We start from the raw sequence: 12397 nt of genomic DNA, 5'->3' as shown, positions 1-12397 counted from the left end.
GAGCCGCTTTGAACGCGGCCGGCACGCCCTGAATCGCACGTGATGTGTGCGCCCGGATGCGAAGACTGCGTGCGGCTTGGCCTCGCCGCACCGCACGCAGCACTTCATCTTCGACTCGCCTGCCACCACGCCACCCCGTTCACCCTCGAATCGAAGGGTAGAGCGACCTACTGGCCGCCCTTCTGAACGAAGGAGCGCACGAAGTCCTCGGCGTTCTCCTCGAGGACGTCGTCGATCTCGTCCAGAACCGAGTCGACATCGTCGCTCAGCTTCTCGTGGCGCTCCTTGAGGTCGTCGGTCGCCTGTGCTTCCTCGACCTGCTCTTCGACCTCCTCCGTGGAGCGCGTCGCCTTCTGCTGTCCGCCGCCGGTGTCCTTGGTCGCCATAACCCTCACCCCGCTCGGTTCGACGTTCTTGATCAGACCCTACTTGCAGGGACTGACATCGGCCCCGCAGTTCCTACAACGTACGGCGGCCACCTCGATGATTCCCGGCCACCGGACATTCCACCCTGTCCGGCACCGGGGATCCGTGGGTCCGCTCAGCCGCCCGACAGGACCCTGACCAGGTCTTCCGCCGTACGACAGCGGTCAAGGAGCTCCTTGACGTGATTACGCGTTCCGCGAAGCGGTTCGAGGGTTGGGACGCGCTGGAGCGAGTCCCGGCCCGGGAGGTCGAAGATCACGGAGTCCCAGGAGGCCGCCGCGACGTCGTCGGCGTACTGCTCCAGGCAGCGTCCGCGGAAGTACGCGCGCGTGTCCTCCGGAGGCGTCGTACGCGCCCGCTCGACCGTGTCCTCGTCCAGCAGGCGCTTGATGCGGCCGCGGGCCACCAGGCGGTTGTAGAGGCCCTTCTCGGCCCGTACGTCCGCGTACTGGAGGTCGACCAGCTGGAGGCGGGCCGCGTCCCAGTCGAGGCTGTCGCGGCGCCGGTAGCCCTCCATGAGCTCCCGCTTGGCGACCCAGTCCAGTTCGCCGGCCAGGCTCATCGGGTCGTTCTCCAGGCGGTTGAGCGTGTCCTCCCAGCGGGCCAGGACGTCCTTGGTCTGGTCGTCCGCGTCGGAGCCGTAGCGCTCCTCGACGTATTTGCGGGAGAGCTCGAAGTACTCCATCTGGAGCTGGACCGCGGTGAGGGTCCGGCCGCTGCGGAGGGTGACCAGGCGCTTGAGGGTCGGGTCGTGGGAGACCTGGTGGAGAGTGCGGACGGGCTGGTCCACGGCCAGGTCGACGGCGATGAAACCGTCCTCGATCATGGAGAGGACGAGTGCCGTCGTACCCAGCTTGAGGTAGGTCGAGATCTCGGAGAGGTTCGCGTCGCCGATGATCACGTGCAGGCGGCGGTACTTCTCGGCGTCCGCGTGCGGTTCGTCGCGGGTGTTGATGATCGGGCGCTTGAGGGTGGTCTCCAGACCGACCTCGACCTCGAAGTAGTCGGCGCGCTGGCTGAGCTGGAAGCCGTGTTCGTGCCCGTCCTGGCCGATGCCGACGCGGCCCGCTCCGGTGACGACCTGCCGCGAGACGAAGAAGGGTGTCAGGTGGCGCACGATGTCCGAGAAGGGGGTCTCCCGCTTCATCAGGTAGTTCTCGTGCGTGCCGTACGAGGCGCCCTTGTTGTCGGTGTTGTTCTTGTAGAGGTGGATCGGCTGGGCGCCCGGGAGTTGGGCGGCTCGCTCCGCCGCTTCCGCCATGATGCGCTCGCCGGCCTTGTCCCACAGGACGGCGTCCATGGGGTTGGTGACTTCCGGGGAGCTGTACTCCGGGTGTGCGTGGTCGACGTAGAGCCGTGCGCCGTTGGTGAGGATGACATTGGCGAGGCCGATGTCCTCGTCGGTGAGCTGGCTGGAGTCGGCGGCCTCCCGGGCGAGGTCGAAGCCTCGCGCGTCCCGCAGCGGATTCTCCTCCTCGAAGTCCCAGCGGGCCCGCCGGGCCCGGTGCATCGCCGCCGCGTAGGCGTTGACGATCTGGGACGAGGTGAGCATGGCATTGGCGTTGGGGTGGCCGGGGACGGAGATCCCGTACTCCGTCTCGATGCCCATTACTCGCCGTACGGTCATGCGGCCCTCCTTGCCCGGCGGCGCCCTCGGTCGGGGACGCTGCTCAAGTACCGCTGGCGCTCCGGTGCGTGTGCGGTGCCCGTCCCCGCACTGCGCGACTCGGCGGTACCGAAGAGCCTAGAACGGCTTTGCGCTGGTGGGGAGATCATTTGCGTCATTGCCTCGCGCGCCCCTTGTTCGGTCATGGCCTGAAAAACAGTCGGCTGCGGGTACCCGCTTAGGGCACCCGCAGCCACCCTGCTTTCTACAGGTACTGACCGGTGTTCGCCACCGTGTCGATGGAGCGTCCGGTGTCGGCGCCCTGCTTGCCGGTGATGAGCGTACGGATGTACACGATCCGCTCGCCCTTCTTTCCGGAGATCCGGGCCCAGTCGTCCGGGTTGGTGGTGTTGGGCAGGTCCTCGTTCTCCTTGAACTCGTCCACGCACGCCTGGAGGAGGTGCGAGACGCGGATGCCCTTCTGCTTGTGGTCGAGGAAGTCCTTGATGGCCATCTTCTTGGCCCGGCCCACGATGTTCTCGATCATGGCGCCGGAGTTGAAGTCCTTGAAGTAGAGGACTTCCTTGTCACCGTTGGCGTAGGTGACCTCCAGGAAGCGGTTCTCCTCGGATTCCGTGTACATGTGCTCCACGGCCGTCTGGATCATGCTCTGGACGGTGGTGGTCTTGTCGCCGCTGTGCTCGCCGACGTCGTCGGGGTGGAGCGGGAGGCGCTCGGTGAGGTACTTGGCGAAGATGTCCTTGGCGGCCTCAGCGTCGGGACGCTCGATCTTGATCTTCACGTCCAGGCGGCCGGGGCGCAGGATGGCGGGGTCGATCATGTCCTCGCGGTTCGAGGCGCCGATGACGACCACGTTCTGCAGGCCTTCCACGCCGTCGATCTCGGCGAGCAGCTGGGGGACGATGGTGTTCTCCACGTCCGAGCTGACACCGGAACCACGGGTGCGGAAGAGGGACTCCATCTCGTCGAAGAAGACGATGACGGGGGTGCCCTCGCTGGCCTTCTCACGAGCGCGCTGGAAGACCAGGCGGATCTGCCGCTCGGTCTCACCGACGTACTTGTTGAGGAGCTCGGGGCCCTTGATGTTGAGGAAGAAGCTCTTGCCGGTGGCCTGGCCGGTGACCTCGGCGACCTTTTTGGCCAGCGAGTTGGCGACGGCCTTGGCGATGAGCGTCTTACCGCATCCGGGGGGCCCGTACAGCAGGACGCCCTTGGGCGGCCGCAGTTCGTGCTCCTTGAAGAGGTCGGGGTAGAGGTACGGCAGTTCGACCGCGTCGCGGATCATCTCGATCTGGCCGCCCAGACCGCCGATCTGCTCGTAGCCGATGTCGGGGACCTCTTCGAGGACGAGTTCCTCGACCTCGCTCTTCGGGACGATCTCGTAGACGTAGCCGGAACGGGGTTCGAGCAGCAGGGCGTCGCCGGGGCGGATGGTGATGTCCAGCAGCGGCTCGGCGAGCCGCACCACCCGTTCCTCGTCAGTGTGCCCCACCACGAGGGCGCGTTCGCCGTCCTCGAGGATCTCCTTGAGGGTGACGATGTCGCCGACGCGCTCGTACTCCATGGCCTCGACCACGTTGAGCGCTTCGTTGAGCATTACTTCCTGGCCGCGGCGGAGCTCTTCGAGTTCCACGCTTGGGCTGACGTTCACCCGCAGTTTGCGGCCGCCGGTGAAGATGTCCGCTGTGCCGTCCTCGTTGGCCACGAGGAAGACACCGAAGCCGGCCGGCGGCTGTGCGAGCCGGTCGACTTCTTCCTTGAGGGCCACGATCTGGTCGCGGGCCTCACGGAGCGTGTTGGCGAGTCGCTCGTTCTGGGCGGACACCCCGGCCAGATTGGTCTGCAGCTCGACGATCCGCTCTTCGAGAATCCTCGTGTGTCGCGGAGAGTCGGCGAGCTTACGTCGCAGGACGGCGATCTCCTGCTCAAGGTAGGCAATCTGCCCGGACGGGTCGTCGGACCCTCGTCCCGGGCGGATGCCGCGGTTCATGTCGTCGTCGTGGGCTGCCACGGTCCTCACCTCCTCCAAGGGGAGCTGGACGCTTCCAGACCCTACCTGGGTGGGTGTCGATTGAAACCCCTAGATCACAAAGACTGTCAAGGTGTGTCGTCGGTCACCCTGCGCTCTCCCTCACGCCGAGTGGATACCCACTCAACGTGATTCAGAAGCGGACTGTTCCAAGGCCGGGTTGGTCAAAACCCTTCACGGTGGACGTGAGTTGCCGTGCGGGCGGGTTATTCGCCCGACGGAAACCGGCCAGGGCGCCCCTGACTGAGAGTGTCCATGCGGACAGTGTCCGTCATGCGGGGGCGTAAAACCTGAGATCGCGGAGAAAGGTCGTTCGGGCGGGCGGAGGTAGGGTCGACGATGTCCAACACCCGGCGGAAACAGGAGACATCACCGTGCAGGACGAGGCCGCGGCCGACGGCGAGGCGCTGGAGGTCTGGATCGACCAGGACCTCTGTACCGGCGACGGGATCTGCGTCCAGTACGCCCCCGAGGTCTTCGAGCTGGACATCGACGGCCTGGCCTATGTGAAGAGCCCGGACGACGAGCTGCTGCAGGACAAGGGCGCCACCACGCGCGTACCGCTGCCGCTGTTGGTCGATGTCGTGGACTCCGCCAAGGAGTGCCCGGGTGACTGCATCCATGTGCGCCGGGTCGCGGACCGGGTCGAGGTGTACGGGCCCGACGCGGCCTGAGATTCAGCCCGCGGTCAGACGTTCTGGGCGTTGCCGGGGGTGGAGCGGACGAACGAGCCGTTCTGCCACTGCCACTTGGCGGTCTCCTTGACGTCGGGGCAGCAACTGGGCACGTCCGCCGTCGAGTAGCCGAGCAGGGTCGCGAGCACCGCGCCGTCGCGTACGGAGAAGTCGGTGACGGTCTCTCGGGCCTTCGGGGCGACCAGGGTGGCGACGACGCGCGGCTTGGCGGCGCCCGCTCCCTGGGTGAGGACGTAGACGCCGTCGGGCGGGGTGCCCATGCCCGCGTCGCAGTGGACCACGGCGACCGTCTCCGGCCGGCCGTCGCCGTCGAGGTCTCCGGATGCCTTCTTCTGTACGACGGCCTTCACGGGGCCGCAGTCGAGGGGGAAGGCGACTCCTGTGGTCGCGGGGGCCGAGGCGGCGGGCGCGGACTTGGTCTGCGGGCCGGCGGCCTGGGCGGCGTGCGCGGAGTCGGGCTGCAGGCCCGAGGAGAGAGCCACGACACCGGCGAGAGCCGTGGCGGTGGCGACCCAGTGGATGGGGCGGGTGTTCGTGTGTGCCAGTTCCAGTTCCGGGACGGCGGAGTGCTGCACTAGGAGTGTCTCCTGTGAGGGCTGTGCCGGTGGGGGTGGCCTGCATGTTGCCACACGGCACGGTGCGGGGGAACGGCGGGGTCGACAGTTCGTTCGCCCGGTCGCACGGGAGGGTTCGGCGGTATCGGTTCTTCAGGAGTCGGTGCGTCAGAAGAAAGACGCCGTGGCCGAGTTCCGGAGGATTTCCGGGAACTCGGCCACGGCGTTCGTGCGTTGAGTGCGGCACAGGGCCGCCCTTGCGTGCGGCTCAGCGGCCGGCGGCGCCACCGGCGGCGTTGGGGCCGTCGTAGTCGTCGCCGTAGGCGCCCTTGGCGGGGCGGCGGCGGCGCATGGGGGGCTCGACGCCGTCCGCGAGGCGGCGGGCGGTGAGGAGGAAGCCGGTGTGGCCGATCATCCGGTGGTCGGGGCGGACGGCGAGGCCCTCGACGTGCCAGTTGCGGAGCATCGTCTCCCAGGCGGTCGGCTCGTTGAAGGAGCCGATCTCGCGGATGGACTCGACGGTCCGCGCGAGCTGGGTGGTGGTCGCGACGTAGCAGCAGAGGATGCCGCCGGGCACGAGCGCCTTGGAGACGGCCTCCAGGCACTCCCAGGGGGCGAGCATGTCGAGGATGACGCGGTCGACGTCCAGGTCGGACAGGTTGTCCTGGAGGTCGCCGACGGTGAGCTGCCAGGCGGGGTGCGGGCCGCCGAAGTAGCGCTCCACGTTCTGCTGGGCGATCTCGGCGAAGTCCTCGCGGCGCTCGTAGGAGTGCAGCATGCCCTGGTCGCCGATGGCGCGCAGCAGGAAGCTGCTGAGCGAGCCGGAGCCCACGCCCGCTTCCACGACGCGGGCGCCGGGGAAGATGTCGGCGAAGGCCAGGATCTGCCCCGCGTCCTTGGGGTAGACCACGGCGGCACCGCGGGGCATGGACAGGACGTAGTCGGGGAGCAGGGGGCGCAGCGCGAGGTAGGCGACGTTGCCGGTGGTGCGGACAACGCTGCCCTCGGGAGCACCGATCAGTTCGTCGTGCGGGAAGGAACCCTTGTGGGTGTGAAAATTCTTCCCGGCTTCGAGCGTGAACGTGTAGTGGCGGCCCTTGGGGTCGGTCAGCTGAACCTGGTCCCCGACCTTGAAGGGCCCGCGCCTGCGGGCGGCACCGGTCGGTTCGGACATGTGACCAGCCTACCGGCGTTTGCGGGGGCCGCCGACCACGCGTGCGTGCGTCAGTTGGGGCGGGCCATGGCCTTCACGAAGGCGCGCTCGACGTCGGCGGCGGACAGGACGCCGTAGATCTCGCCGGTCTCCTCGACCACGAGGTACTCGGTGGCGGGGGTGGCGCGCAGGGCGTCCAGGAGGTCCTCTCCGGCGAGTTCCACGGAGACGCGCATGCCGTCGGTGAGGTCCTGGGCGAGGCCGCTGACGGTGACCCAGGGGCGGCGGTGTTCGGGGACGCCGACGATGGCGGCCTCGCGGACGAGGGAGAGGGGCTGGCCGTCTGCGTCGACGACGACCAGCGCGCGGGCGCCGGCGGCGTTGGCGCGGCGCAGGGCCTCGGAGAGCGGGGTGGTGGTCTCGACGGGAACCGCGCGGCGGGTGAGGTTGCGGGCGCGGAGCTCCGGGAGGTGTTCGCGGAGGCGGGCCATACGGAGGCTGTTGCCGGCGCCGGTCCAGATGATCGCGGCGAGGATCGCGGCGAGCAGGGCGTCCGTGACGGTGTCCATACCGCTGATGTCCTCGGTGTTGGTACCGAGGGCGCCGGTCTGGGTGAGCAGCGGGAGGCCGATCAGGACGGAGACGGCGAGGGCGCGGCCGACCCAGGCGGCGGCGATCGTGCCGCTCATGGGTCTGCCGGTGATCTTCCAGACGACGGCACGGAGCATGCGGCCGCCGTCCAGGGGCAGGCCGGGCAGCAGGTTGAAGGCGGCCACGATGAGGTTGGAGACCATCAGGCCGGCCAGCAGGACGCCGGGGACGGTGCCGGGTTCGGTGGGCAGCATGGCCAGGTAGAAGATGCCCGAGAGGATCAGCGAGAGCAGCGGGCCGACGAAGGCCAGCACGAACTCCCTGCCGGGGGTCTCGGCCTCCTTCTCGATCTCGGAGACTCCCCCGAAGAACTGCAACTGGATGCGGCGGACCGGGAGTTTGAAGCGGAGCGCGGCGACGGTGTGGGCGAGTTCGTGCACCAGGACCGAGCCGTAGAAGGCGACGGCGAAGAAGAGGGCCACGAGGTAGCGGGCGGCGCCGAGTTCGGGCAGCACGCGGTCGAGCTGCCCGCCGAACACCCAGGTGATGAGCGCGGCGACGAGGAACCAGCTGGGCGCGACGTACACGGGCACACCAAAGGGCCGCCCCATCAGCAGCCCGCCACCGGGCTCCTTGGGGCGCTGTGGGGGGCGTCCCTTGGCGATACGGGGGTCTGCGTGGGGCTGGGCGTTGGGGTCGGTGTGGGCGTAGGGGAGATTCGGGTGGCTGGGGGTGCCGTCGTGGTCGCTGCCCGTGGGGGTGCCATCGCGCTTCGGCTCACCGTTCAGGTGGGCGGGAGCCGGGGCGGGCGACGTGCCGGTCGCCTCGGGCGTCGTGCGGTGGTGTGTGGCGGGGGCGGGGGAACCTGCGGGCGTCTCCGTCTCCGGGGTGCCGTTCGCGGCGGAGCCGGACGGTGAACCCTGCTCCGTACGATCCTCCGCGGCGGGCCCGGACGAGGTGCCCGGCTCCAAGTCGCCGTCGGGCGTGGTGTGTTCGAGCGACGCGGCCGTCTCCTCGCGGTCCCCGGACGACGTACCCGTGTCCCCGTGCTCCGCGGACGGCGCACTGGCCTCCCCGCGCGCCTGCGTGGAGGTCTCGGGCTTCTGGTCGGTGAAGTCGTCGGGTTTCGGTTCGGGGGTGCCGGGGGCGGTGGCCGGGGTCGTGGCACCCGGGGCGTGTCCGGTCGGCTCGTTGGTGCCGGACCGCGGCTGCCCGCTCCCGCCGCTCTCGTCCACGGTGTCCCCTCGTTCGAAGCATCCTCCGCGCCAGCCGGGGCGGAGGGGTCTCGGGTCGATGGTATGCGGCGGTCGTGACACGTTCCGCCCCGGCACCCCCCGCGTTTCCCCGGCCGTCGCGGGCGCGTCGGCCGGGATCGGGTCACTGTCAGTGGCGGGCCGTAAGGTCTGTGGGCATGGAGACCAGTGCGGAGGGCGTCGCGGGGACAGCCGGCGACGAGGGCGCGGCGGCGGAGCCGACCGCGGCGGTGACGGTGGAGGCGGGGATGGTGGAGACGGGGACCGCGGGCGTGGTCGAGCGCGTCGCCATAGCGCCTGCCTCGTTGTCACCCTCGCGTGCCAGTGACTTCATGCAGTGCCCGTTGCTGTACCGGTTCCGGGTGATCGACCGGCTCCCGCAGAAGCCCAGCGAGGCGGCGACCAGAGGGACCCTGGTGCACTCGGTGCTGGAGCGGCTCTTCGACGCGCCGGCGGCCGAGCGTACGGCGCCGCGGGCCAAGTCGCTGATCCCCGGGCAGTGGGACCGGCTGCGGGAGTCCCGGCCGGAGGTCGTGGAGCTGTTCGCCGACGATCCGGAGGGCGAGCGGCTGGCGCGCTGGCTCGGGGAGGCGGAGCGGCTGGTCGAGCGGTGGTTCTCCCTCGAGGATCCGACGCGGCTGGAGCCCGCCGAGCGCGAGATGTTCGTCGAGGCCGAGCTTGATTCGGGGCTGAAGCTGCGCGGGATCATCGACCGGGTCGACGTGGCGCCGACGGGCGATGTGCGGATCGTCGACTACAAGACGGGCAAGGCGCCCCGGCCCGAGTATGCCGAGGGTGCGCTGTTCCAGATGAAGTTCTACGCCCTGGTGGTCTGGCGGCTGAAGCAGGTCGTCCCGCGCCGCCTTCAGCTGGTGTATCTGGGCAGCGGAGACGTGGTGACGTACGACCCCGTCGTCGCCGACCTGGAGCGGGTGGAGCGGAAGTTGCTGTCCCTGTGGGAGGCGATCCGGCTGGCCACGGAGACGGGCGACTGGCGCCCGCGCCCGACCAAGCTGTGCGGCTGGTGCGACCACCAGGAGGTGTGCCCGGAGTTCGGCGGCACTCCCCCGCCGTATCCGTTGCCGGTACGGAGGGCCGACGGTGGTTCCGACGGGGGTGTCGAGGCGGTGGGCGGTGTCTCCGTTGAAGGTGCCTCAGGTCCGGAAGCCGCGGACGGTCTCTCCGCCGAGGGGTCATAGGCGACGGATCCGCCCTCCGCCGATGGTCCCGTGCGACGCCCTCGCCACAAGCCCGGACACAGCGAACCGCGTTCCAACACCCCCTTCCGCCAAGACCCGACAGCCGCCCCCAAGGCCGGTCGAGTCCTCCGGCGTCGCGCAGGGCAGAATGGGCCCGGGCTAGCGAAGGAGATTCACGTGGCCATCCGCGTCCTACTGGTTGATGACCAGCCGCTGCTGCGAACCGGGTTCCGGATGATTCTGGAGGCGGAGCAGGATCTCGCGGTCGTCGGCGAGGCCGGTGACGGTCTGCAGGCACTCGACCAGGTGCGGGCTCTGCAGCCCGATGTGGTGCTGATGGACATCCGTATGCCGCGGATGGACGGAGTCGAGGCGACCCGGCAGATCACCGGTCCCGGTCGGGACGGTCCGGCGAAGGTACTGGTGCTGACCACCTTCGATCTCGACGAGTACGTCGTGGAGGCGTTGCGGGCCGGAGCCAGCGGCTTCCTGCTCAAGGACGCGCCGGCGAACGAACTGGTGCAGGCGATCCGCGTGGTGGCCGCCGGTGAGGCCATGCTCGCGCCCAGCATCACCCGGCGGCTGCTCGACAAGTACGCCGGGCATCTGCCGTCCGGTGACGAGCCCGTCCCCGACGCCCTGCACACGTTGACCGAGCGCGAGGTCGAGGTGCTGAAGCTGGTGGCGCGCGGGCTGTCGAACGCGGAGATCGCCGCCGACCTGTTCGTCAGCGAGACCACCGTCAAGACGCATGTGGGGCACGTCCTCACCAAGTTGGGCCTGCGAGACCGGGTCCAGGCGGCGGTGTACGCGTACGAGAGCGGGCTGGTGCGCCCCGGCGCGCAGTAGGCACCGGGTACGTACGAAAGAGGGCGCCCCTTCCTGACAGGGGCGCCCTCTTCGTGTCTGCGGGCCAACAGGCCAGTGGCCGGTCCCGCCGCGTTCGGCGGGACCGGCCACTAGGTGATGAGCTTGTTCACCGTGCGCGAGTGCGCGGTCAGTTGCCCACGCCTCGGCCCAGCTCCCAGAGCTGGAGGGTCGAGGAGGAGTTGAGCGCGTACGCGGTGCCCGTGACGTCGTCGCGGGCGGCGACGTACTGCTTGCCCTGCCACAACGGGATCAGCGGGACGTCGGTGGCGACGATGTCCTGGATGGCCGTGAGGCTCTTGGAGGCGGCGAGCCGGTCGGCCTCGCGGCGGGACTCCGGGATCAGGGTGCTACGGATCTTGGTGCTGACGTACGGCGAGCCGAGGGTGTTGTCCTTGTCGAGGAAGGGCGCGAGGTAGTTGTCGGCGTCGGGGAAGTCGGGGAACCAGCCCATCCCGTAGACGTCGTACTTGCCCTTCTGCTCGGCCGGGCGGAACGTCGCCCACGGGGTGCCCTTGATGCTGACGTCGAACAGGCCGCTGGCGTTGAGCTGCTTCTGGAGCTGCTCGAACTCTTCCTTGGTGGCCGAACCGTAGTGGTCGGTCGTGTAGTTCAGGGTCAGCTTCACCGGAGTGGTGATGTTGGCCTGCTCCATCATCGTCTTGGCCTTGGAGACGCTCGGGTCGCCGTACTTGTTGAAGAACGAGTTCGAGTGGCCCGTGATGGTCGCCGGGACCATGGAGTAGAGCGGCTCGGCCTCGGTGCCGTAGACCTTGGAGACGAGTTCGCCGCGGTCGATGATCTGGGCCATCGCCTCGCGTACGGCCTTCGTCTTCACGGTCGGGGCGTTGGTGTTGAAGCCCAGGTAGCGGATCTCGAGGCCGGGCATCTCGACGAGGTCGATGTCGCCGTCCGTGTCGTCGCTGAGCTTCTGGATCTGCTCCGGCGACATGGTGCGCGTCATGACGTCGATGTCACCCTTGTTGAGCGCGGCGCCCATGGCGTCGGCGTCCGCGAAGGAACGCATCTCGACCTTGCTGTTGTTCACCTTCAAGGCACCCTTGTAATTGGGGTTCTTGGTGAACGTGGCCGTGGTGATCGCGTCGTCCTTCTTGGACACCGACAGGGTGTACGGGCCGGAGCCGTCGATGTCGAAGCCGTCGCGCAGCTTGTCCTTCTGGTAGTCGTCCGGATTCACGATGCCGGCGACGGGAGTGGACAGCTTGTACGGGAACGTGGCGTCGGCCGTCTTCAGATGGAAGATGACCTCGCGGTCGCCCTGGGTCTCGATGGTGTCGACGGTCGACAGCAGGGCGAACACGCCGCTGTCGGCCTTGATGCGCATCGCGCGGTCGATGGAGTACTTCACATCTTCCGCGGTGATCTTGTCGCCGTTGGCGAACTTCAGACCATCGCGCAGGGTGCAGGCGTAGCGCTCGTTGCCGGTGTCGGTGAAGCCGCACTTCTCGGCGGCCTCGGGGACCGGGTCGCCCTCGCCCTTGGGCTGGATCATCAGGGTCTGCACGGTCTGGCGCAGGATGTTCCAGGTGCCGACGTCGTAGGCGTAGGCGGGGTCGAGCGGCGCCGGAGCGTCCTTCGTCGCCTCGAACCGGTCCGTGGTGCCGACGACTATCGCATCGTCGCTGGAACTCCCGCTGCCGGAGCCGCCACACGCGGCGAGCACCGGCGCGAGCAGGCCGACGACGGCCGGCAGCACCAAAGTCTTGCGGTTCATGCTCGAGTTTCTCCAGAGCTGTTCGAGTCCGTGTACCCGGCATGCATGGGGTGGTGATGCCGATCACGGGGATAAGGGCGATGTTCTCGCGTTGAGATTAGTCCGGACCCGCACGGGGGTTCACGGCCACCGTAGTTGAGTTCCCATCACGCAGCGGAACCGGCTGTGGACAGACCGAAAACCCGCCGAGGGAAGGATTAGTGCAGGCTTTCACCAATCGGGACACAAGGGTGCGTGATCGGCCTCAGAAATGGGGTGAACAGCACAG

10 protein-coding genes are annotated in these 12397 nt (G+C 68.6%); 3 read left to right on the top strand and 7 right to left on the bottom strand.

Translation table 11 applies throughout. The features are described 5' to 3' along the window. Positions 1 to 167: 167 nt before the first annotated feature. The 3 genes from OO69_RS28765 to arc form a co-directional block, all read right to left on the bottom strand. Positions 168 to 386, bottom strand: a complete 219-nt coding sequence (locus OO69_RS28765; RefSeq protein WP_033283731.1) for a ubiquitin-like protein Pup — start codon at positions 384 to 386, stop codon at positions 168 to 170. Between the two features lie 155 nt (positions 387 to 541). Beyond that, positions 542 to 2053: a depupylase/deamidase Dop gene (dop, locus tag OO69_RS28760; protein ID WP_199811048.1), complete on the bottom strand. Its 1512-nt coding sequence runs from the start codon at positions 2051 to 2053 to the stop codon at positions 542 to 544. Between the two features lie 244 nt (positions 2054 to 2297). Then, positions 2298 to 4064: a proteasome ATPase gene (gene arc, locus OO69_RS28755; protein ID WP_033283729.1), complete on the bottom strand. Its 1767-nt coding sequence runs from the start codon at positions 4062 to 4064 to the stop codon at positions 2298 to 2300. 386 nt (positions 4065 to 4450) lie between these two features. On the opposite strand from arc, the gene OO69_RS28750 reads away from it, so the two are divergent. After that, positions 4451 to 4756 (top strand): ferredoxin, encoded by a 306-nt coding sequence (locus OO69_RS28750; protein WP_033283728.1) that lies wholly within the window; start codon positions 4451 to 4453, stop codon positions 4754 to 4756. Positions 4757 to 4770: 14 nt separating this feature from the next. Here OO69_RS28750 and OO69_RS28745 read toward each other — a convergent pair whose 3' ends face one another. The 3 genes from OO69_RS28745 to OO69_RS28735 form a co-directional block, all read right to left on the bottom strand. Next, entirely contained in the window at positions 4771 to 5352 is a 582-nt protein-coding gene (locus OO69_RS28745) for a hypothetical protein (RefSeq protein ID WP_033283727.1), read from the bottom strand. Between the two features lie 247 nt (positions 5353 to 5599). Beyond that, positions 5600 to 6505: a tRNA (adenine-N1)-methyltransferase gene (locus tag OO69_RS28740; RefSeq protein WP_033283726.1), complete on the bottom strand. Its 906-nt coding sequence runs from the start codon at positions 6503 to 6505 to the stop codon at positions 5600 to 5602. Between the two features lie 50 nt (positions 6506 to 6555). Further along, positions 6556 to 8310, bottom strand: coding sequence for a site-2 protease family protein (locus tag OO69_RS28735; protein ID WP_033283725.1), 1755 nt, complete (start codon positions 8308 to 8310; stop codon positions 6556 to 6558). Between the two features lie 176 nt (positions 8311 to 8486). Between OO69_RS28735 and OO69_RS28730 the strand changes: the two genes are divergently transcribed. Together OO69_RS28730 and OO69_RS28725 are read left to right on the top strand one after the other, a co-directional pair. Beyond that, a complete protein-coding gene (locus OO69_RS28730) occupies positions 8487 to 9527 on the top strand; it encodes a RecB family exonuclease (RefSeq protein ID WP_078652599.1) in 1041 nt (346 codons plus the stop codon). Positions 9528 to 9704: 177 nt separating this feature from the next. Beyond that, complete coding sequence (locus tag OO69_RS28725; protein ID WP_019066105.1) at positions 9705 to 10376, top strand: response regulator; 672 nt, start codon at positions 9705 to 9707, stop codon at positions 10374 to 10376. Between the two features lie 148 nt (positions 10377 to 10524). Here the strand turns inward: OO69_RS28725 and OO69_RS28720 are convergent, their stop codons facing one another. After that, positions 10525 to 12129, bottom strand: a complete 1605-nt coding sequence (locus OO69_RS28720; RefSeq protein WP_033283724.1) for an ABC transporter substrate-binding protein — start codon at positions 12127 to 12129, stop codon at positions 10525 to 10527. Positions 12130 to 12397 lie beyond the last annotated feature (268 nt).

Source organism: Streptomyces sp. NRRL F-525 (assembly GCF_000716605.1).
Classification (GTDB): Bacteria; Actinomycetota; Actinomycetes; order Streptomycetales; family Streptomycetaceae; genus Streptomyces.
The sequence above is the reverse complement of the archived record's forward strand: the minus strand, read 5'-3'. Positions and strand labels throughout refer to the sequence as shown.